This window comes from Vibrio natriegens NBRC 15636 = ATCC 14048 = DSM 759 (assembly GCF_035621455.1).
Classification (GTDB): Bacteria; Pseudomonadota; Gammaproteobacteria; order Enterobacterales; family Vibrionaceae; genus Vibrio; species Vibrio natriegens.
In genome coordinates this window covers 1,611,481-1,633,559 of the sequence record NZ_CP141822.1, presented here as the reverse complement: position 1 = coordinate 1,633,559, position 22,079 = coordinate 1,611,481, and the positions used below count along the sequence as shown (strand labels likewise).

Genomic DNA, 22,079 nt, shown 5'->3' with positions numbered 1-22,079 from the left:
TTCATTTATCCAAAAACAAAGCCGAACCTTATCTATGGCTCTCGGCTTTTCTTTTGCCTGACTTCAAGTTTATTAAACCGTGGCTTGATCTTGTTGATATTCGCCCATATTAATATCACTGTGTTTTATAGTTTATTAAGGTCACTATAGTGAGCGAAAACAGCGTTAAAATCGCACATTTAACATTCATTCAGTCTACTATAACCCGTATGGGGCAAAATTCTTTTCTGCTAAAGGGGTGGTGTATTACACTAATTGCCGCTCTATTTGCGTTATCTCCGAGTTCATCTAACAAGTCGTTTGCTCTTATCTCTTACATGCCATTATTTTTATTCTGGTTGATGGATGCTTATTATCTTTCGCTCGAACGTTCATACATCCAGCTTTATAACCTAGTGGCAAAGAATGAGGTTAAAAGTGATGCACTTACCTTAGATTTAGAACAAGTAGGCGGTGGAGAGAGTTTGTTCAATACGGCTTTTTCCAAAACTCTGTTGGTGTTTTATGGAAGTGTGATTTCTATAGTTTTATTTTTGATGTTTGGAGTTTTGGGCTAATGAGTAGTGAAAGCTGTGATTATTTAATATCCCTATCTTTTGCTGGTGAAGATAGAGAGTATGTCGATGCTGTTGCCTCTGGGTTAAAGAATAATGGTATATCAGTTTTTTACGACAAGTATGAGCAAGCCTCTCTCTGGGGTAAGGATCTTTACCAGCACCTAACAGACGTTTATCAAAATAGATCCCGCTACGTTGTAATGTTTATTTCCGAGCATTATGCTAAAAAACTTTGGACCTCACACGAAAAACGAATGGCTCAGGCGAGAGCATTTAAAGAAAGTAGGGAGTACATATTACCCGTAAAGTTTGATGACACTATTATTCCTGATATTCCAGACACAACTGGTTATTTGGATGCCCGAGAATTTGTGCCAGATGAGATAGTTAAGTTCATTAAACAAAAACTGCAAGATGACGGGATAACAATAACAAAACAAAAGTCACTGACCAATGAGTTATTAAAATCGACAGCAGAAGAGCTAGTAAATTTAATTAGAGAAGAACTAATCCAGCACGAACAGAAAACCGAGAGCCTTAATAGTCCAATTCGGTCCCTTCATTCTGAAGCTGAGTTTTCCAAACTTTGGGAGGCGCGGACTAAGAGACAACATCAATTAAAAAAGTGGTTATTAAATAGTTTTTCTAACAAATATCAATCGAAATCCATATTAATAAAAAATGAATTAATACAAAGGCTTAATTTAAATGAAAGAGATGTTTATTTCGATGCAGTGTACGAAAACCCTGTAAACCCGCTAGGTATATCAGAAGTTGCGGCAGACCTAGAAAAATTAAGTATGATGCTGGATACAAACGAATGAGCCATTTGAAGTCAATAAATAAAATTCCTTTCAAAGAGTTACTTATATGTGGAAGTAGAGTTTATGAAACGCAAAAAATTATTGAATACAAAGATATAGAGCCAATTGTAATTGCGAATGGGATAAAGCCAAGAATATGGCTAACGGTATTAGTTGAAAATGGCGATTCGTTCGCTTTGGTAGATGACTCCAGAGCGAAGCATGAATCCGTTATTTGCAATGTTACAACTAGTAACGTGGAAATTTATGTAGATGACCATTTTATCCTTAAAGGCACCAGATCGAGAACGGAGCGATTTCATATACATCACCTAGACTTAAGAAGCTTAGGTTTTAGTGTATACGGTTCGGATGAATCTGGCTTGTATGCGAATGGAGTATCTTTAAATTCTATCTCAGCTAGAGGCGGTCGTTGCCTTATCAAGTTAGGTTAATTTACGCTTGCTGGGTATCCATTCGGCGGCTTTCGTTCGATGGCCGCCACGAAACGGTAAGACGTTTTCTTTTGCAGGATAGACCTTAGGTTGGCTGATGTGACCATACATTTCGCCAAACTAAAAATGTTCGTCACGCAAAGCTTTCTAATTCCTTCGGGCTGAACTCACGACGGTGTGGTGACAATGGCGCGTTTCTCGATGATTTTAAACCTAGACTAACGACGGCCATTGGGTAATCAAACCAACGCTACTTGGCTCTTCAGAAAAAAGAGCAGGGAAGTCATGAAGTTAGCTCCACAAGTCGTCAGTAAACATTCTAGTGAATCTAAGTTTTAGTGACCGCGTAACTTAATGTCAATGATAAATCAACAAGATTCAGGTAGATGTGGGATCTGAATATGGCGTGTATTCTCAGTCTGGTTTTTTCAGCTATATTTATCTTGAATATCACATTTAACAAGATGGGCTAGACAATGAAACTAGCATATTACGTAAGCGATATAGCTCAAGATAATAGCGACCACGAGGTCCATAATAGTGGTGACCATGAAGTCCATAACTCGGGTTGTCCTCATTTTGATAGAATCCAATCCAAGACTTATTTAGGCTTATTTGATAATTGTGCTGAAGCAGTCATTGAAGCAAAGAAAAAATACGACCAGTCAAATGGTTGTTATTGGTGTTGTAACGAATGCCACATGTCACACTAGTTAGGAACGGGAACTTTCTACAAACAAATCGCGCACGCACATTCTGGTAGTAAGCTCCCAATAGAAATGAAGGCGACACTTGAGAAACACCAAGAGCCATACGCAGCAGGAACTTGGTGCAAGTGACGCCGCCAATAACTCCGGATTAAAGTTAAAGCGCTTTGAGTTTATAAGAAGCAGCAAACAACATTTCACTGAACGCCAGTAAGTCGGACAGTCAGAAATGTTGAGAGCGTATCTACACAATGAGAACTCTAGAAAATCAGAGCGTAAGAAAGTACGGCTCAATTAGAATGCTCAGGCGAATTAGTAGCAGAACTTCAAGAACGCCAACTTGAACTGATAAACCGAGCGAATTTTAGTTCAAGGATATAGTTGCTGTAGGCAAGCAATAGAAAATCAATCCAGCTATTCGGTTACTTGAATGAACAAGATGAATAAGCAAGATGCCGAGCCTACGTGCATGGTGTCGAACGTAACAAAAGAATCAGTGTAAGAACTTAATCGGCGTTTAAAGCTGATGACTGGTTTTTAAAAAATTGGACGTCGTGGTGAAGTTGAATTCATGGTCCAGGCAAGAAAGCGGATAAAACCTTTAAAGAAGCAAAAGCCAAATACGGTGTAATTAAGCTGACATCAGCACTGTTAATCTTTTAACCCTTTAGTGCGCATTATGTATATTATGTTAAATAAAGCATAACGCTACGCCAAATCTTTACTCGTTTAGCCTCCTATCCCTCTCTTATTTCAATTTCATCTAGGGGTTTGAGGCTTTCATTAAACATAATGGCTATTTACCATAAAATACTTAATATAGATCTTAATAATCTATCGATTGTTAAGATCTATATTAAGGCTAATCATTTTCTACAAACACTTGAATGGCTTCATAGATGTCTTGTCTACGGACTGGTTTGGAAATGAAGCTGTCCATACCGGCTTCTAAGCATTTGTCACGGTCACTTTCTAAAGCGTGTGCTGTTAATGCGATGATTGGAATCGTGATGCCTTTTTCTCGGATCAAGCGCGTTGCGGTAATGCCGTCCATGACTGGCATCGATACATCCATAAGTATAATGTCGATTGAGTCGCTGTTATCTTCCAGAAATGCCAGTGCTTCTTCGCCATGGCTTGAGATGTGAACGTTATGTCCTAACTTGTTGAGAATTAATTTAATCACGAGCTGGTTTGAATGTGTATCTTCAACCACAAGTAAATTTAACGCTTTGACTGGGCTGTTTGCTTCGATTTTTACAGGACGATTCTGATGAAGCCTAGTCAATACCGGAATCTTTATTGTGAATGACGAGCCCACGTGTTCTTTACTATCAACTATGATGGTTCCGCGCATCATCTCTACTAAATGTTTGGTGATAGCCAGGCCTAATCCTGTTCCTCCGAAACGTCTGGTTATCGATCTGTCGCCTTGATGAAAAGCCGTGAATAAACGAGCTTGTTTGGCTTTTGATATACCAATGCCCGTGTCAGAGACGGAAATTATTAGCTCGTCTTTCTGTTCCAAAACCGAAACGCTCACTGTACCGCTGTCGGTGAATTTAATCGCGTTACCGATAAGATTAAATAAAACCTGAGATAACCTGGTCGAATCAATCCAATACTGTTTGTCTTGCGGTATGCGGCAATCAAGATTGAAGTTGAGGTTTTTGCTAATAGCTATTTGTTTTTGCTGGGAAATGACAAAAGTCACAGCGTCACTTAAATTGGTCCACTGTTCATGTAACTGAAAGCTACCCGACTCGATTTTAGAGAGATCCAGGATGTCACTTATGATGGCGAGAAGCAGTTCCGCAGAGCTCTCCATTTGACACAGCGCTTCGAACTGCTCGTTGGATAATGTTGATTGCCTTAATATATCGAGCATACCCAGAACGGAATTAAGCGGCGTTCGGATTTCATGGCTCATCATGGCCAGAAACTCGGACTTAGATTGGTTTGCGAGTTCAGCTTCTTCGCGTGCTTTAGCTAGCTCTGTTGTACGTACATCAACGATACGTTGTAACTTCTCTTTGGTCTCGATGTCTATTACCGCTCGCTCTATTAGAGGGCGAAAGCGTCGAAGTGTTTCTTTGTTTTCAATACTGAAGTGCCCTTTTTGTGCTCCAATTAATAGGATTATATTTTGAGTTACTTCAGAGCGAATGCCAGTCAGAATGACAGAGTTCACGTGGTTCTTGACGAATATATTTAAGTTAGAGAACTCGCCCAACCTTAATGGTTCGAACAGTAATACACATTCACCATTTAGCGCTCGCTCCATGGTGTTACCGTGTAACCAATTAACCGTGTCGAATACGCTGTTCGTTGATATTAACGTTTTGAAAGATTGCCTGTTATCGTCACGAGTAATAACGATAAAGTCTTCAAAGTTAATGTATTTTTTTAAGACCGTATTTAAGCCAGAGAAGATTTCATTGCGGTTTTTGGCTTCGCTCATGGCTGATATTGCCGAAAGAATGGCTTTGTTCTCGTCAGCGAGCAATTTTTCTCTATGCTTGGCTTGTTGTAACTCAACCAATGCTTCCTGCAAAGCTTCTTGTTGGTAGGTCTCTAAATATTTATCTTTCATAAGGCTTATGGAATATCGCTGATGAGATCATTAGGTTCCCATGTCCATTTTCGCCACCAATAAATCTTCCTTGTTCGCCAAAGGTAAATGGGCATATAAATGGCAGGTGTTCCAGTTCTTGGTTGATTTGTTCACAAACGCTGTTCATGTCTTGCTTCAAGTGCAACATGGGCCCTGCGCAAAAGATGTTGATGACGCCAATTTTACGAGACTCTTCTAGTTTTTGGTTGAAGGCGATATTCACAACTTTTGCCGCTCTGGCAAGCAGGTGTTCCCGACTCCCTTTCATTAAAGTGATCTCTTCTCCTTCGTCAATATCGGTAAAGAGTTCGATGCCTCCATCGGCGGTTTCTCTTATTGGGTGAGATAGTTTGTAGTAAGGTCGGTCGTACAAATGACCTGCGACTCTTCCGATTGGGTATGCGCTGGAGTTGGTGAATAGCAGGTTGTCCTTACCTGTTTGATTTTGCTGGTGATTGGTCCATTGTCTATAGCGCTCTAGTGCAGGCTCACCGTCAATTTCCAACAGACAACGTCCTTCTGTTTTAGTGGCAATACCTTTGATGTTGGTCGAGGTGTGTCCAGCACTAAAAGCGATATCTACATGTTGTGAGGAATAAAATAAAGTGAGGCTCACGCCTGATTGTTGTTGGCCTTGCGCGGTAATAATGGACCAGTTTCCTTTAATATTATTGTCGGCTGCCGAACCACCAATAATCGGTACTAATGTGCCAAACCTTTGATCGATAGATTCGATGATTGATTCTTCTCTGCCAGGCGTCGCGTGGAGAAGGATTAAGTCAGGTATTTCCCCTACTCGATCGGCATCGTCAAGTGCCATATCCAACGCGTGCATGACGCCTTCGTTTTGAGTGCAGTGAGAAATGCCAGTACCGTATGCATGTGGGCCGTGATCGTAAATAGCCAATGCCGCAATAACTGGCCCGGAATGAAAACCTTGGTCTGTCATTACGGCTTGGCAAGAACTGGCTCCATGGAAAGGCGTATCAGGAAAATTCTTGAGTAGAGCTGTACGTATTAGCTCAGAGTCATACTCTTCTGTGTAATAACAGATGACGTATGCTGGGTTCTTTTGAGTCAACTCAGAACGCAGCTTTTTAACGGCTGAATGTTCATCTGTGATATGAGTAAAAACTGATTGGCACTGCATACGCTTTTAATATTGTTCATGACTCTGTTGTTATACCACTCCTACCGATTTTCACTAAGTAAGAAGGTTTAATTTTCTTAAACAAATTCCAATTATCGCGGCTGATCTCCAATTTATAAATGCACTAAGACAATATTTTGATTTACGCTGAGCTTAATAACTTTGCTTGGTAAAATAGACTTCCATTCAATATTTTGATTAATGTCCTTTACATTAATAAATTCACCTGATTGATCTAGATCAATTTTCAGAGTGCTACTTTCTAGCGTTTCGATTGAAATTCCCTTTGAGTCACGATTAATTGTGATTCTTTCCCCCGATATTGTTAATTCACATCGCTCTTTTTGTGAGCAGTCGATGCTTTTGGGTGTCTCGTGGGTAAAGGTTCGCCATAAAAATGCGCCAACTAAAACACTGAGCATGATTAAGATTTGTGCGAGTCTTGCCTTTGTTAACTTTTGTGCCGGCATAAATACCAATATCCTTGTTACAAACTTCAAACTTTTTAAATAAAAAATGTGTTCCCGAGCTTCATTAAGGTTACTACCCTGTCATTGAATTGTTAATTCAAGTATAGTGTCGAGCTGAAAATGCCACTTTTTATTAAAGTCAGCAATGGAAATAAAGTGATGATAACACTTGAATTCTAGAGTTTACTTGGGTGGTGTTACGACGCAAGTCGTGTTGGAAGTAAAAGTGTAGTTAATTAGAAATTGGAAGCATGCATAATGAGCCAAGTAAAGCAGCTTGAACAAAACTACAACTATACAGTCGTTCGCCAATTTACCCTTGTGACCATTTTATGGGGCATAGTTGGTATGGCTGTTGGTGTTTTGATTGCCGCTCAATTAGTTTGGCCACAGCTAAACTTTGATACGCCGTGGTTGACGTACAGTCGTTTACGTCCGCTGCATACTAATGCGGTAATTTTTGCGTTTGGTACCAGTGCTCTGTTCGCAACATCTTATTATGTTGTTCAGCGTACTTGTCAAACACGTCTTTTTGGTGGCCCACTCGTTGCCTTCACCTTTTGGGGTTGGCAATTAATCATCTTAGCCGCAGCAATTACTCTACCACAGGGGATGACCACCTCTAAAGAGTACGCTGAGCTAGAATGGCCTATTGATATCGCAATCGCGATTGTATGGGTTTCGTACGCAGTGGTGTTCTTCGGAACATTGGTAAAACGTAAGACCTCCCACATTTATGTGGCGAACTGGTTCTTCGGCGCGTTTATCATCACCGTGGCAGTACTTCACATCGTGAACAGCATGGCAGTTCCTGTTTCCTTGACTAAATCGTACTCGATTTATTCTGGAGCAGTGGATGCGATGGTTCAATGGTGGTATGGACACAATGCGGTAGGTTTCCTACTGACCGCTGGTTTCCTAGGTATGATGTACTACTTCGTCCCTAAACAAGCTGAACGTCCTGTTTATTCTTACCGTTTATCTATCGTTCACTTCTGGGCATTGATCTCTCTATACATTTGGGCTGGTCCTCACCACCTTCACTATACTGCTCTACCTGACTGGACTCAGTCTTTGGGTATGGTGATGTCATTGGTTCTATTTGCTCCATCTTGGGGTGGTATGATCAACGGTATCATGACGCTGTCTGGTGCTTGGCATAAACTTCGTTATGACCCTATCCTACGTTTCCTAATTGTGTCGTTGTCTTTCTACGGTATGTCTACCTTCGAAGGCCCAATGATGGCAATCAAGACAGTAAACGCACTTTCTCACTACACCGACTGGACCATTGGTCACGTTCACTCTGGTGCTTTGGGTTGGGTTGCTATGGTGTCTATCGGTTCGGTTTACCACTTGGTACCTCGCCTGTTCGGCCAAGAGCGTATGTACTCAGTTGGTTTGGTTAACGTGCATTTCTGGTTAGCAACAATCGGTACGGTTCTATACATCGTAGCGATGTGGATCTCTGGTGTTATGCAAGGCCTAATGTGGCGCGCAGTTAACTCTGACGGTACTCTGACTTACAGCTTTGTTGAGTCGGTACAAGCGTCATACCCATTCTATTTTGTACGTTTCCTAGGTGGTTTAATCTTCCTATCAGGTATGATTCTAATGGCATACAACACGTACAAAACAGTGACTGCACCTAAAGAGAGCCTTAAGGCTATCCCACATCCGGCATAAGGAGATTTAAAGAATGAGTAATAATTCTAATAATCGCCATGAATTCCTAGAACGTAATGTCGGTTTGTTGGCTATTTTTATCGTTTTTGCTATCAGTTGGGGCGCGCTTGTTGAAATCACGCCTCTGATTTTCCAAAAACAAACTACTGAGCCTGTAGAAAACCTACGCGCTTATACGCCTCTTGAAATGGAAGGCCGTGATCTATACATCCGTGAAGGTTGTAGCGTTTGTCACAGCCAGATGGTACGTCCTTTCCGTTCAGAAACTGAGCGTTACGGTCACTACTCTGTCGCTGGTGAAAGCGTTTGGGAACACCCTTTCCTTTGGGGTTCTAAGCGTACTGGTCCAGATCTGGCTCGTGTAGGTGGTCGTTATTCTGACGAGTGGCACCGTGTTCACCTAATTGATCCACGTGAACTTGTTCCAGAATCAAACATGCCTGGTTTCCCATGGTTAGCTGAAAACGTCTTAGACGGCAGTTTGACACAGAAGAAACTTGAGTTGTTCCGTGATCAGTTCGGTGTTCCATATACAGATGAACAGATCGCGAATGCGGCTAAAGAAGTAGAAGGTAAAACAGAGATGGATGCAATCATCGCTTACCTTCAGTCTCTTGGTCATGCAATGAAGTAAGGGGGACGTATGGATTTCGGTACGATTCATAGTGTTTATACCGTTGTGCTCTTCGCCAGTTTTATCGGCATTGTATGGTGGGCATTTAGCAAGAAACGTAAATCGCGTTTCGAAGAAGATGCTTACCTGGTCTTTGCTGACGAAGAACAAGCGACCCCACATAACCAAGGAGTGAAGAAGTAATGACTACATTCTGGAGTCTCTGGATTATCGTGATTACTATCGGTACGCTAGTAGGCTGTGCAATCCTCCTGACTTGGTGCGCCAAAGATAAAATGGGCGTCGAGGAAGGGGCTGACATGGGCCACGAGTACGATGGTATTCGCGAGCTAAACAACCCGCTGCCTAAGTGGTGGACTTACCTTTTTGTGAGTACTTTCGTGTTTTCTGCGGTGTATCTTGCTCTGTTCCCAGGTTTAGGAAGCTTTAAAGGCTTTTTGAATTGGGAGAGCTCGGCTCAAGAAGTACGTTCACTTGAGGAATCAAAACAAGCCATCGCTGCGGCACAAGAGAACAAACAACTTAACCAATACGCTAAAGAGCTTGATGATGCGGATGCTTACTTTGGTGAAGCTTTCCGTAAGCTAGCACACAACGAAAACGGCTTACGCCCTATTCCGGAAATTGCTAACGATCCTGAAGCGCTTAAAGTTGGTCAACGTTTGTTCTTGCAAAACTGTTCACAATGTCACGGCTCAGATGCACGTGGTCAGCAAGGTTTCCCTAACCTGACTGATAACGCATGGCTGTATGGCGGTGAACCGCAAGCAATCGTAACAACCATCATGCATGGTCGTGTTGGTCAAATGCCAGCATGGAAAGATGCGCTTGGTGAAGAAGGCGTTCAAGAAGTGGTTAGCTACGCGCTTAGCCTTTCTGGTCGTAAAGTGAATGCTCGTGAAGCAGCAGCAGGTAAAGCACGCTTTGTTGTATGTGCGGCGTGTCACGGTACAGATGGTAAAGGTAACCCAGCAGTGGGTGCGCCTGACCTGACTGACCAAGACTGGTTGTTTGGTGATTCACGTGCAGCAGTTACTGAAACTGTTATGAATGGCCGTTCTGGTGTCATGCCTGCCTGGAAAGATATTCTAGGTGAAGACAAGATCCAGTTGGTTGCATCATATGTCTGGAGCTTAAGCAACTCCGAGAGTAAATAACCAAGATATTCAGTAACATTGCAATAACAGCCCCTTTCATAGGGGCTGTCTTTCCTTTAAATTTAAAGCCTCCTATTTTTTCATTTAGCTGTTGAGAACTTTTTTATGGTAAAGCCTTGGTATAAACAATTTTGGCCGTGGTTCCTGATTATCCTTCCTCTTATTGTTATTGGCTGGACAATCGTGACAGTGGTTATCTTCTCAAATAACTCTGTTTCTTTAGTTGCCGAGGATTACTATAAAAAAGGTAAAGGGATTAACATCGACATCAGTAAAATGAATGTCGCTCGTGACCTGAATCTTAATGCTCATATTTCGTCTAATAGCAACACGGTTGTTATTCACTTTGATAAAGGCGAGTTGGCGCACTACCCAGCTTTAACCGCCACGTTTACTCATCGCACACTTCCTGATCGCGACTTTTCGAAGTTAATTACTGCGGACGCTTCTGGTAATTACCGATTAACACCAGACGAAGATATCCTTGGTCCTTGGTTCATTGAGCTACAACCACACGACAAGCAATGGATGATTCAAGGTAAAGTTGAGTTTCCTGCCGCTGACACTGTTTTGATGAAGTAATCCTATGTGTAAATCCTGTTATCACTGCGGTGAAGATGTACCAGCCAACACGGATTTTAAGGTAGAAATACTTGGTGAAGTCCGTGATATGTGCTGCCCTGGTTGTCAGACAGTGGCACAAACGATCATTGATAGTGGTCTCGTTTCCTATTACCAGTACCGTACAGCGCCAGCTGAAAAAGCAGATCTCGTACCAGAGCAACTTCAAGCGCTGATTCACTACGATAATGAAGATGTCCAGTCAGAGTTTGTACGTAATCACGACAATGTTTCTGAAGTGACACTCTCTCTAGATGGTGTCTCTTGCGCAGCTTGTGCATGGTTGATCGAAAAACAAGTCTCCAACACCAAAGGTTTGGTTTCTATTCGCGTTAATACAACGACAAACCGAGCGTTACTTGCTTGGGATAAAACCCAGGTTCGTTTGAGTGAGTTGCTTGCCGCGATTCATAAGTTGGGCTACAAGGCCGCACCATTTGAAGCTGACGTTCAAGAAGCCTCTTATCATCAAATGATGAAGCAATACCTTTACCGTTTAGGTATTGCAGGCCTTGCAACCATGCAGGTCATGATGCTTGCAGTGGCATTGTATCTGGAAGTTTTTGGTGACCTGGAACCAGAGTTTAAAAACTACTTTCGCTGGGTCAGCTTGATATTCGCCACACCTGTGCTTCTCTACTCGGCACTTCCTTTCTATCTAAATGCCTGGCGAAGCATCAAAGGGCGCACATTGGGTATGGATGTGCCCGTCTCAATCGCGCTCATTTTTGCCTATGTCGCCAGCCTGGTCGCCACGTTTACCGAGCAAGGAGAAGTCTTTTTCGAATCGATTTCGATGTTTACTTTCTTCCTTCTTGTAGGACGTTTCCTCGAGATGCGTGCTCGTCGTAAAGCAGCAGCGGCAAGTGGTAACCTACTTAAGTTGATTCCAGCTATTGCGACGACCTTAGATGGCGAGCAAATCCCAGTAAAGACACTGAAAATTGGTGATCGTATTCGCGTTCTGCCAGGTGAGCACATTCCTGCGGACGGTAAAGTTATTTCTGGTCGTATTCATATCGATGAATCCATGCTAACCGGTGAGTCAGTTCATGTGGTTAAGAAAGAAGGCGATGCTGTTTTTGCGGGGACGCTTAACGGCGATGAATCGTTTGAACTGGAAGTGACGAGCTCTAAAGCGGACTCCGTCATTTCAAATATTGTACGTCTGCAAGATGAAGCTCAGCATTCAAAACCCAAAATTGCAGAAATCGCAGATGTGGTGGCGCGTTACTTTGTTGGTGCGATACTGATTATTTCGGCAGGCACTTGGTTGTATTGGCACCAAACTAAACCTGATGATGCGTTCTGGATCATGCTGTCAGTGTTGGTTGCGACCTGCCCTTGTGCACTGTCTTTGGCAACACCAACAGCGTTGACTTGTGCGACGTCAAGAATGGGTAACTTCGGTATTTTACTGCGTAAGGGCCACGTTTTTGAAACATTGTGCAAAGTGAATCACCTTGTCGTCGATAAAACTGGAACCCTGACAAAAGGTGATATCGAAATCAGCCGTACGAGTGTTTTTGGTGAGATTTCCGAGTCTGAAAGTCTCGCACTAGCCGCTGCACTGGAAGCTCATGCTAACCACCCTATTGCTCGTTCATTTGCGCAGTACGCGAACGAAGATGTGGTTGTGTCAGAGGTGAAAAACGTTATTGGCTCTGGTATCGAAGGCTTATGGAACGGTAAAAACGTGAAAATCGGCAGCGCCGCGTTTGTCGTCAATGAAGGCTGTGATGAAAGTAACGCAGTGTATTTGTCGGTCAATGGAGAACATGCCGCGACGTTTTATTATCGCGACCCAATTCGTAAAGAAAGTCAGGCCTTTATCCAGCGTTTTGCCGAAGCAGGTATCAAGACCACATTACTTACTGGCGATTCAATACAAAATGCTCAGCCTGTTGCGGATGAAATCGGTATCGACCATGTGATCGCATCTGCAAAACCAGAAGACAAACTCGCGTATCTTAAGAGCCTGGATAGTGATGACATTACTATGATGGTTGGTGATGGTATCAACGATGCGCCGACACTGGCTGGCGCTCACCTGTCGGTAGCGATGGGCGGTGGCACAGACGTAGCAAAAGCATCCGCTGATATGACGCTACTGGGTGATAATCTGGAGAAATTATTAGAAGCTCGTTTGCTTGCGCTTCGTACAAGAAAAATCATCCGAGAAAACTTGGCTTGGTCTTTGGGCTACAACCTATTAATTTTGCCGCTGGCGGTTGCGGGATTAGTTGCACCGTATGTTGCCGTTGTCGGAATGTCTGCAAGCTCAATTATCGTGGTATCCAACTCGTTGCGACTTCTAAAAGAGAAATAAATAGAGAAAGCTAACATGGAAAGCATATATATCTTAATTCCCATTGCCATTGTTCTGGTATGCGTTGCTGTCGCTATTTTCCTTTGGGCTGTCCGCAGTGATCAGTTTGAAGATCTCGAGCGTCAAGGTCACAACATTCTTCTTGATGAAGAAGACAAATCAGACAATAAGAAATCGTAACTTTCTCTATGAATCCTGATTTTATTGGAGCATTAATGATCGGACTCGTTGGGTCCGGTCACTGTATGGGCATGTGTGGTGGCATTGCCTCTCTCCTCTCACTAGGCTCGTCACAAGACAAAAGTTCCCCTCTCATTCCACTGTTCTACAACATGGGCCGACTATCCAGCTACGCCTTGTTTGGCGCACTTATTGGTGGCGCTATTTCTGGATTGAGTGAATTAAGCGGATTGGCGCACTCTCTCGCGTGGCTTCGCTTAGTCGCAGCAATATTTATGATTTTAGTCGCTCTTTATGTGGCTAAATGGTGGCAAGGTCTACTAGTTGTAGAAAAACTCGGTCAGAGCCTTTGGAAGTTTATATCGCCTGCTGGAAAGAGCCTGTTACCGTTAAAAAGCGCAATTCATGCACTGCCGTTCGGTTTTGTTTGGGGATGGCTACCATGTGGCTTGGTTTATTCGGCATTGACGTGGTCTGCTGTTTCCGGAAGTGCAGTAAACGGTGGTTTGATCATGCTCGCCTTTGGCGTGGGGACCCTTCCTTCGATGCTTGCTGTGAGTTACGGGGCAAGCTACTTTCAGAAACTACAAAAATCATTAATATTTAGAAACATCTCTGCATTAATTCTTATTAGTTATGGAACGTATACTGCGGTGGGTGCCATGCAAATGCTTGGTTTCATATAACTTGAAAGTCTATACCCACAATATTTTTGCTATCCTTTAGGATTAAGCAGTGCTAAAATATTGATGTATATCAAATAGTGAAAGGTTGTTATGATTTCTGAAAAACCTGCAACAAAGCGTGTCCAATCAGGTGGTTGTGCAATTCACTGCCAAGATTGTAGCATCAGTCAGTTGTGTATCCCATTCACTCTGAATGAATCTGAACTTGATCAGCTTGACCAAATCATTGAGCGTAAAAAGCCGATTCAAAAAGGCCAAGAGCTATTCAAAGCGGGCGATGAGCTTAAGTCTTTGTACGCTATCCGTTCTGGCACAATCAAGAGCTATACAATCACTGAACAAGGCGACGAGCAAATCACGGCGTTTCACTTAGCTGGTGACCTCGTGGGCTTTGACGCGATTACTGGTGACTGCCACCCTAGTTTTGCCCAAGCGTTAGAAACGTCTATGGTTTGTGAAATTCCATACGAAATTCTAGATGACTTGTCAGGTAAGATGCCTAAACTACGTCAGCAAATTATGCGTTTGATGAGTAACGAAATCAAAGGCGATCAGGAGATGATCCTGCTGCTTTCTAAGAAGAACGCTGAAGAGCGTCTGGCTGCATTCCTGTACAACCTATCAACACGCTTTTCTCAACGTGGCTTTAGTCCTAGAGAGTTCCGCCTAACGATGACTCGTGGTGATATTGGTAACTACCTTGGTCTGACCGTTGAAACGATCAGCCGTCTGTTGGGACGTTTCCAAAAATCTGAGATCTTAAGTGTAAAAGGTAAATATATCACTATCTTAGATCACGATGCGCTAATGGAACTTGCAGGCGTCACAACAGAGTAACCTCTCCTATTACTTGATGTGGCTTTTAGCTGAGCCACATCATGTTTCTCGCAAAATCCCTTCAAAAGTCCTCAAAATCTTCTTCAAACTGAGCTACATTAAAAATATACAGTGAGTACTCCAATATACTGATTTACTTTATATTCAGTAATTGGTCTTGCAATAAAAGTGGGCTTAGATATGAGTATATACAGTAAGATTCTAGTTGTTGCTAACATCAATAGTGATGATCAGCCGGCACTCGCAAGAGCAGTTCAATTAGCTCAAAAAAGCGTATCAAGAAGCCGAATTACTTTCTTTTTATCCATCTATGATTTTTCCTATGACATGACTTCAATGTTATCGGTGGATGAACGAGATGCGATGCGCCGTGGCGTTATCCATCAGCGTGAGCAGTGGATGCGTAAAATTGCTCAGCCATATTTAGACGACAGCTTTGACTTTGACGTGTGTGTGGTTTGGCACAATCGCCCTTACGAAGCCATCATAGGTGAAGTGTTTGCAGGCAGTCACGATCTGTTGATCAAGGGCACTCGAAAACATGATGTCTTAGAGTCTGTGATTTTCACACCTACAGACTGGCATTTGCTGCGTAAGTGCCCTATCCCGGTACTGCTTATCAAAAATGCGGACTGGCCGGAGCACGCTAACATTCTGGCTTCTGTTCACATTGGCTCTGAAAACGAAACGCACATTGACTTAAATGACTCGATGGTTGAACGTTTGAAAGAGATGTCCGGCCGTTTGAATGCCGAACCGTTCCTTGTTAACGCGTATCCGGTTACGCCAGCGAATATCACCATCGAGCTACCTGAATTTGACCCAACAACGTACACAGATGCTGTTCGTGGCCATCACCTAACCGCGATGAAAGCCCTTCGACAAAAACATGGGCTGAATGAAGAGCAAACCATCGTTGAGCAAGGATTGCCTGAAGATGTTATCCCTGCGGCTGCGGAACGTTTAAATGCGGCGATGGTTATTTTGGGTACGACTGGCCGTACAGGGCTTTCAGCCGTCTTTATTGGTAATACGGCTGAGCATGTGATTGATAAGATCAACTGTGATGTTCTCGCATTGAAACCAAAAGGTTACATCAGCCCACTGGATCCAAATGAGGCGACTTAATCTAGCCATTCAATAGCTATCAAAAATCCCCCATTTAGGGGGATTTTTATTCATCGGGTACAAAACTAAAAAAGGAAGGCACTGCGGCCTTCCTTTTCTTAATTTATTTCAATCAGATGTTTGTCACATCAATGAACATAGATTCATCAATGTTCGTTGAAGAGACGACCGCTTCATTGAACTCGTACTCTTCACGGTTACCTTCGCGATCGAGTGGAAGGTTAACAAAGTCAAACAACTCTTTGTCAGCCAATTGGCTTGGGCTTACGTTCTGAATTGATTTGAAAATCGCTTCGACGCGTCCAGGAGTCTTCTTATCCCATTCAATCAACATTGCTTTGATCGATTGGCGCTGCAAGTTCTCTTGAGAACCACACAAGTTACAAGGAATGATTGGGAAATCTTTGTGCTCTGCGTATTTGATTAAATCTTTTTCACGGCAGTACGTCAGTGGACGGATAACCACATTTCGACCATCATCCGAACGCAGCTTTGGAGGCATCGCCTTTAGACGCGAACCATGAAACATGTTTAGGAACATGGTTTCAACGATGTCATCCATGTGGTGACCTAAAGCAAGCTTAGTCGCACCAATCTTCTCAGCAAACGAATAAAGTGTACCGCGACGCAGACGTGAACATAGGCCACACGTCGTCTTACCTTCTGGCACTTTTTCTTTTACAACCGAGTAAGTATCCTTGTCTACGATGTAGTAAGGGATATCAAGCGTTTCGAAATACTCTGGAAGAATATGTTCTGGGAAGCCTGGCTGTTTCTGATCGAGGTTTACTGCAACCACTTCAAACTTAATTGGGGCAGCTTTTTGAAGATTCAGCAGGATATCCAGCATCGCAAATGAATCTTTACCACCACTTATACATGCCATGACAACATCACCTTCTTCAATCATGTTGTATTCGGTAATGGCATTTCCAACATTTCTTCTCAGGCGTTTCTGAAGCTTGTTGAATTCAAGGGTTTCTTTTCTTGTATCTTTCTGGTTCATTGCGAGCTCTCACATCGCCGATAAAATCGACGGTAGGACTTCCTAAGGTGGTTTTCTATGGGGCGTGGATTATACGGTCTTTTTACTTAGGATTAAATATTTGTCTTAATTGAGAACGGATAAATCCAATGTTTTGTTTACCCTAAAATGAAAAAAGCCGCTGTTGCGGCTCTTCAATAAGATGGATGCGGCTTATTTTGCCTTCGGTAGATAAGGCAGAACTCGCATGGTTGGCTCTGGCAGCGTCATCGTCCCACCCTCACCGATCTCGCTCAAAGCAACTTGTACTTTGCCATTTACAATTGGCTTTTCTGTTCCATTAGAGAATGAAATCGTGCTATCCAGGCCATTGCTGAATTCCATCGTCACGCCTTGCACATCAGGAGTAAACCAGCCAGCAAACATGCCGCCTAAGTCTTCTAACATGCTTTGCATCTGAGGCATTAACGGCGCTAACTGTTCATAGGATACGTTACCCTGTAATGGCTCTTTCGTCATAACAACCAATGAGTAATCGCAGCGAGTGTCTATAGGAGTCTGAACGAAGACTAAAGGATTCGCCGATTTAAGGTTTTTATCGATTGGAAGCGGAAGTTCTTTGGAGGCTGGAATAACGAATTCTTCGTAGTGCTCTTCTTTTTCCATCCAGGCTTTTTCAATGTTACACAGCTGTTTAGTATCTGCGTTAACGAAAAATACGCCGACTTTTACATCGTCGTGGCCTTCCTTGTTGTTATTCTTTAACTGAGTATAAAGCTTCGAATAGGTAAACATGTATTCTTGAGCTTGTGTTGCAGGGGCCGCTAACATTAGCGCCGCTGTACCCAGTAAACTTAGGCTTAACTTTTTCATTTGAACCGTTGATTTATTTTAGTTTGTGTAATTGTGTTCGTGCTCAATATTGGTTTGAGCAATGCTGAGCATCCTTATAACACCTTTACTGCGTTAAGTTACGTGATTAGTAACAAAACGAGAGGTTCCCCACGCAGATTCTTATTCAAGTTGAATCGTAGCTTGTGCTTCTGATAGGCCATTTCACATGGGTTTGGTGTTGATATAAAAATGGCGACTATTTGTAAGCCGCCATTGATTGTCATTGAAATGATACTTTACGCGTCGAAGACCTGAGATTTGCCGTCGTGATCATTATCATTGTTTTTCTCTTTCGCGACTATCTTAAGCTTGATACCAAACATCTCACGGTAAAGTATGCCCTTCATGTGGAAGAAGAATGGCAGCACCAAAATAAGCCCGATGCCATAGAACATGGCTGCGATAATAAACATGAACATCATGCCAAGATACAGGATGGCAACGACGAAAATCTTTTTGTTTACTGCTCGCAGTGAGAGTAATAGCGATTGCATTGGCGGCACGCGTTTCTCACAAATAAGTAAGATAGAGTGACTGAACGCCAGAGAAAGATATAGCGATAACGGAGCCAGAAGCATTCCCACGAGCCCTTGAAGAGTCAGACTCATTAACGTTGCCAGAATAACCGGAACTGTGAATTGTAACCCTTTACCCACGTGACGAAGTTTTGTCTTTAGCCCTGCTACGTGACTCATTGCCATTAAACTGATGCCTGCGTATATCGGAGCGCTGATAACTTCATAGCTAAAGTTTGCGATATAAACAGCAGACACAATGTCGGTTGAAAAAGAATCTGGGTTTTGTATTGCATCCAAAATGACACTTGGGTCACCCAGTTGTAGCTGCAATGCGATATAGAAAATGCCTACCTGAACCAAAAGCAAGACGATAATCGCAGGAGAAAATGACAAAAAGTGTTGAATGGTGGCGCGCCATGCTTCGCTAAAAACCGCTCCGGCTTTCAGCTCGTAGTTGCCAGACAAAGCTCGCTCTACACTTCCTCCAAGGTTGAAATCGTTCTCAAAGTCGTTGTTCATATATTATCCAAGATTCACTTGTGAAATTTTTACTGGGATACCAGTCAATTAGTGTGTCCGACATTATAAAGAATTCTAGCCACGTCTAAAATCATAACTCGCGCTCAATTCTTGCAATATCCATTATTTGGTTGATAATTGGCCACTACAAGGCCATGAAATTGAAAACAATTGTTGCAGAGTTGTAACCCTTATAAACGCTGTTGAAATTCGGACGAATCTTTTTAAAACAGTATGGTAAGGAATGATGACTTTTGCCCGTAAAATTTTTTCTGATTCGAGACTAAAAAATGCTTTGATTTCACAATTTTGGTGATTATGATGCGCGCCTCAAAAGTGAATGGCTAAAGTCACATCAATTGGCGTAAACCCAAATTTGAACGTGGGAGAAATACAGACGTTGAACGCTAAACAGCAAGCAGGAAATCCAGTTATTCGTTTATCTGGCATTAGTAAGAGTTTTGATGGTAAGGAAATCATCAGCAATTTAAATCTGGATGTTAATCATGGTGAGTTTCTAACGATTCTTGGTCCATCAGGTTGTGGTAAAACAACCGTTTTGCGCATGGTCGCGGGCTTTGAGGCGGTAGATAACGGTCAAATTATTTTGGATAACCAAGATGTTACTCAGGTTCCTGCTGAACAACGACACGTCAACACCGTATTCCAAAGTTACGCACTATTTCCACATATGACTGTTTATGAAAACGTTGCGTTTGGTCTTCGTATGCAGAAAACGCCTGCAGCAGAGATTGAACCGCGAGTCATGGAAGCGTTACGTATGGTGCGTCTTGAAAAAATGGCTCAGCGTAAACCGCATCAGCTTTCAGGTGGCCAGCAACAGCGTATTGCTATCGCTCGTGCGGTAGTGAACAAGCCAAAAGTATTGCTGCTTGATGAATCGCTTTCTGCACTGGATTACAAATTGCGTAAGCAAATGCAGATTGAGCTGAAACAATTGCAGCGCCAACTAGGTATCACCTTTATCTTTGTGACGCACGATCAGGAAGAAGCGCTATCAATGTCAGACCGTATCATCGTAATGCGTGACGGTGTCATTGAGCAAGATGGTTCTCCGCGTGAAATTTACGAAGAGCCTAAAAACCTGTTTGTTGCGCGCTTTATCGGCGAGATCAACGTATTCAATGCAACCATGTTGGAGCGCATCGATGAAAAACGCATTCGCGCTGACATTGAAGGTGTTGTGTCGGTGGTTTATTACGACGACGAAGCACAAGCTGGCGATAAACTCCAAGTTCTACTCCGCCCTGAAGACTTACGTATCGAAGAGATCAAAGAGTCGGAAGAAAAAGGCATTGTTGGTCACGTGACGGAACGTACCTATAAAGGTATGACGCTAGATTCTGTTATCGAACTCGATTCAGGCATGCGTGTAATGGTAAGCGAATTCTTTAACGAAGATGATCCTGATGTGGACCACTCACTCGGCCAGAAAGTCGCTATTACTTGGGTTGAGAGCTGGGAGGTTGTCCTCAATGATAACCAAGAAGATTAATCTTCAGAACGCAATCATTACCCTAATTGTTGGTTGGCTGACACTGTTTGTGTTGGTGCCAAACTTGATGATTATCGGTACAAGTTTCTTAACGCGTGACGAAGCGAACCTAATCGAACTCACCTTTACGTTGGATAACTACGTTCGTCTGTTGGATCCGCTGTATGCGAAAGTGCTCATGCACTCGTTCTACATGGCGATCATTGCGACGTTATTGTGTTTAGTGATTGGTTACCCATTTGCGTATATCGTCGCGAAAATGCCAGAGAAATGGCGTCCGTTTATGCTGTTTTTGGTGATTGTACCCTTCTGGACGAACTCGTTGATCCGTACGTACGGCTTAAAGATTGTTTTGGGTACTCAAGGCATTTTGAATAAGTCGCTGATGGCGATGGAAATCATCGATAAGCCGCTGCGACTTATGTATACCGAAACGGCGGTAATGATTGGTCTCGTGTACATCTTGCTTCCATTTATGATTCTGCCGCTTTATTCAGCGATTGAGAAACTAGACAACACCTACATCGAAGCTGCGAAAGATTTGGGCGCGAACAAGTTTCAGACGATTACCAAAGTTATCCTGCCTTTGACGATGCCTGGCATCATCGGTGGCTGTTTATTGGTGCTACTTCCTGCGCTTGGCATGTTCTATATCTCGGACCTTCTGGGCGGCGCGAAGAACCTGTTGATAGGTAACGTAATCAAGAGCCAGGTGTTGAATGCACGTGATTGGCCATTTGGTGCTGCAACCAGTATTGCGCTCACCATTGCCATGGCGATTATGCTATACGCCTACTACAGAGCAGGTAAGTTATTGAATAAGAAAGTGGAGCTAGACTAATGGGACGCACAGTTAGATTTAGCTTTATGGCACTGGTGTACGCATTTTTGTATTTGCCAATCATCGTGCTTATTGTGAACTCATTTAATGCGAATAAATTCGGCATGAAATGGGGCGGATTTACCACTAAGTGGTACGAGACCTTAGTTAACAACGACAGCCTGATGCAGGCGGCGTGGCACTCGTTAAATGTTGCCGTATTTTCTGCCACAGCTGCTACTATTATTGGTAGTTTGACGGCAGTTGCCCTATTCCGCTATTCCTTTAAAGGTAAAGGCGCAGTAAACGGCATGCTGTTTGTTGTAATGATGTCACCAGACATCGTGATGGCAATTTCATTGTTGGCGCTGTTTTTAGTGCTGGGCGCACAGCTTGGTTTCTTTACACTGTTGATTGCGCACATCACCTTCTGTTTACCATTTGTTGTGGTAACGGTTTATAGCCGCTTGAACGGCTTTGATGTGAAAATGTTGGAAGCAGCAAAAGACCTAGGTGCAAGTGAATGGGTTATCTTGAAGAAGATCATCCTTCCCCTGGCAAAACCAGCGGTTGCAGCAGGTTGGTTATTAAGCTTTACCCTGTCTTTGGACGATGTGATCATCAGTTCGTTTGTGACAGGCCCAACCTACGAAATCTTACCATTGAAAATTTACTCAATGGTGAAAGTGGGTATTTCACCGGAAGTGAATGCCCTGGCAACGGTTATGTTGATTGTTTCTTTGGTACTTGTGGTAATTTCTCAGTTGCTTGCAAGAGAAAAAGTAAAGTAAAATCAATACCCGTTAACATCAC

22 protein-coding genes are annotated in these 22,079 nt (G+C 42.9%); 16 read left to right on the top strand and 6 right to left on the bottom strand.

Features of this window, described 5'->3' with window-relative positions; all coding sequences use genetic code 11:
* Nucleotides 1-149 precede the first annotated feature (149 nt).
* From VER99_RS07480 to VER99_RS07470, 3 genes are read left to right on the top strand one after another with little or no spacing between them, the layout of a single operon-like run.
* The gene (locus VER99_RS07480; RefSeq protein WP_020333293.1) at nt 150-557 is read left to right on the top strand and encodes a hypothetical protein; all 408 of its coding nucleotides are present in this window, start codon (nt 150-152) and stop codon (nt 555-557) included.
* Nucleotides 557-1,381, top strand: a complete 825-nt coding sequence (locus VER99_RS07475) for a toll/interleukin-1 receptor domain-containing protein (protein ID WP_020333292.1) — start codon at nt 557-559, stop codon at nt 1,379-1,381. The genes VER99_RS07480 and VER99_RS07475 overlap by 1 nt, the downstream gene beginning before the upstream one ends.
* A complete protein-coding gene (locus VER99_RS07470) occupies nt 1,378-1,815 on the top strand; it encodes a hypothetical protein (RefSeq protein WP_020333291.1) in 438 nt (145 codons plus the stop codon). The genes VER99_RS07475 and VER99_RS07470 overlap by 4 nt, the downstream gene beginning before the upstream one ends.
* Nucleotides 1,816-3,384: 1,569 nt before the next feature.
* Here VER99_RS07470 and VER99_RS07460 read toward each other — a convergent pair.
* The 3 genes from VER99_RS07460 to VER99_RS07450 all read right to left on the bottom strand — a co-directional run bounded on the left by VER99_RS07460 (nt 3,385) and on the right by VER99_RS07450 (nt 6,756).
* Nucleotides 3,385-5,115 carry an ATP-binding protein gene (locus tag VER99_RS07460; RefSeq protein WP_020333290.1) on the bottom strand — a complete coding sequence of 577 codons (1,731 nt, stop codon included), beginning with the start codon at nt 5,113-5,115 and terminating at the stop codon, nt 3,385-3,387.
* Nucleotides 5,105-6,286 (bottom strand): FIST signal transduction protein, encoded by a 1,182-nt coding sequence (locus tag VER99_RS07455; protein ID WP_020333289.1) that lies wholly within the window; start codon nt 6,284-6,286, stop codon nt 5,105-5,107. The genes VER99_RS07460 and VER99_RS07455 overlap by 11 nt, the downstream gene beginning before the upstream one ends.
* Before the next feature lie 113 nt (nt 6,287-6,399).
* On the bottom strand, nt 6,400-6,756 hold the full coding sequence (locus VER99_RS07450; RefSeq protein WP_020333288.1) for a hypothetical protein: 357 nt from the start codon (nt 6,754-6,756) through the stop codon (nt 6,400-6,402).
* Between the two features lie 258 nt (nt 6,757-7,014).
* On the opposite strand from VER99_RS07450, the gene ccoN reads away from it, so the two are divergent.
* The 10 genes from ccoN to uspE all read left to right on the top strand — a co-directional run bounded on the left by ccoN (nt 7,015) and on the right by uspE (nt 16,014).
* Complete coding sequence (gene ccoN / locus VER99_RS07445) at nt 7,015-8,442, top strand: cytochrome-c oxidase, cbb3-type subunit I (protein WP_020333287.1); 1,428 nt, start codon at nt 7,015-7,017, stop codon at nt 8,440-8,442.
* A gap of 13 nt (nt 8,443-8,455) precedes the next feature.
* Nucleotides 8,456-9,076 (top strand): cytochrome-c oxidase, cbb3-type subunit II, encoded by a 621-nt coding sequence (gene ccoO / locus VER99_RS07440; protein ID WP_020333286.1) that lies wholly within the window; start codon nt 8,456-8,458, stop codon nt 9,074-9,076.
* A 9-nt stretch (nt 9,077-9,085) separates the two neighbouring features.
* Entirely contained in the window at nt 9,086-9,259 is a 174-nt protein-coding gene (locus tag VER99_RS07435) for a cbb3-type cytochrome oxidase subunit 3 (RefSeq protein WP_014231840.1), read from the top strand.
* A complete protein-coding gene (gene ccoP, locus VER99_RS07430; RefSeq protein WP_020333285.1) occupies nt 9,259-10,233 on the top strand; it encodes a cytochrome-c oxidase, cbb3-type subunit III in 975 nt (324 codons plus the stop codon). Before VER99_RS07435 ends, ccoP begins: the two co-directional genes overlap by 1 nt.
* Nucleotides 10,234-10,338: 105 nt before the next feature.
* On the top strand, nt 10,339-10,815 hold the full coding sequence (locus VER99_RS07425) for a FixH family protein (protein WP_014231838.1): 477 nt from the start codon (nt 10,339-10,341) through the stop codon (nt 10,813-10,815).
* A gap of 4 nt (nt 10,816-10,819) precedes the next feature.
* Nucleotides 10,820-13,183, top strand: a complete 2,364-nt coding sequence (locus VER99_RS07420) for a heavy metal translocating P-type ATPase (protein WP_020333284.1) — start codon at nt 10,820-10,822, stop codon at nt 13,181-13,183.
* Nucleotides 13,184-13,198: 15 nt separating this feature from the next.
* Nucleotides 13,199-13,363, top strand: a complete 165-nt coding sequence (ccoS, locus tag VER99_RS07415) for a cbb3-type cytochrome oxidase assembly protein CcoS (RefSeq protein ID WP_014231836.1) — start codon at nt 13,199-13,201, stop codon at nt 13,361-13,363.
* 8 nt (nt 13,364-13,371) lie between these two features.
* The gene (locus VER99_RS07410; protein WP_024372679.1) at nt 13,372-14,049 is read left to right on the top strand and encodes a sulfite exporter TauE/SafE family protein; all 678 of its coding nucleotides are present in this window, start codon (nt 13,372-13,374) and stop codon (nt 14,047-14,049) included.
* 90 nt (nt 14,050-14,139) lie between these two features.
* Nucleotides 14,140-14,886, top strand: a complete 747-nt coding sequence (locus VER99_RS07405; protein ID WP_014231834.1) for an FNR family transcription factor — start codon at nt 14,140-14,142, stop codon at nt 14,884-14,886.
* Between the two features lie 180 nt (nt 14,887-15,066).
* The gene (uspE, locus tag VER99_RS07400) at nt 15,067-16,014 is read left to right on the top strand and encodes a universal stress protein UspE (protein WP_014231833.1); all 948 of its coding nucleotides are present in this window, start codon (nt 15,067-15,069) and stop codon (nt 16,012-16,014) included.
* Nucleotides 16,015-16,126: 112 nt separating this feature from the next.
* Here uspE and ttcA read toward each other — a convergent pair whose 3' ends face one another.
* From ttcA to VER99_RS07385, 3 genes are all read right to left on the bottom strand, one after another.
* Complete coding sequence (ttcA, locus tag VER99_RS07395; RefSeq protein WP_020333282.1) at nt 16,127-17,020, bottom strand: tRNA 2-thiocytidine(32) synthetase TtcA; 894 nt, start codon at nt 17,018-17,020, stop codon at nt 16,127-16,129.
* Between the two features lie 192 nt (nt 17,021-17,212).
* Entirely contained in the window at nt 17,213-17,872 is a 660-nt protein-coding gene (locus VER99_RS07390) for a DUF2987 domain-containing protein (RefSeq protein ID WP_020333280.1), read from the bottom strand.
* Nucleotides 17,873-18,129: 257 nt separating this feature from the next.
* Entirely contained in the window at nt 18,130-18,930 is an 801-nt protein-coding gene (locus VER99_RS07385; protein WP_020333278.1) for a DUF2189 domain-containing protein, read from the bottom strand.
* A 340-nt stretch (nt 18,931-19,270) separates the two neighbouring features.
* Between VER99_RS07385 and potA the strand changes: the two genes are divergently transcribed.
* From potA to potC, 3 genes are read left to right on the top strand one after another with little or no spacing between them, the layout of a single operon-like run.
* Nucleotides 19,271-20,446 carry a spermidine/putrescine ABC transporter ATP-binding protein PotA gene (gene potA, locus VER99_RS07380; RefSeq protein ID WP_020333277.1) on the top strand — a complete coding sequence of 392 codons (1,176 nt, stop codon included), beginning with the start codon at nt 19,271-19,273 and terminating at the stop codon, nt 20,444-20,446.
* Complete coding sequence (gene potB, locus VER99_RS07375; RefSeq protein ID WP_014231828.1) at nt 20,427-21,287, top strand: spermidine/putrescine ABC transporter permease PotB; 861 nt, start codon at nt 20,427-20,429, stop codon at nt 21,285-21,287. The genes potA and potB overlap by 20 nt, the downstream gene beginning before the upstream one ends.
* Nucleotides 21,287-22,057 (top strand): spermidine/putrescine ABC transporter permease PotC, encoded by a 771-nt coding sequence (potC, locus tag VER99_RS07370; protein ID WP_020333276.1) that lies wholly within the window; start codon nt 21,287-21,289, stop codon nt 22,055-22,057. The genes potB and potC overlap by 1 nt, the downstream gene beginning before the upstream one ends.
* Nucleotides 22,058-22,079 lie beyond the last annotated feature (22 nt).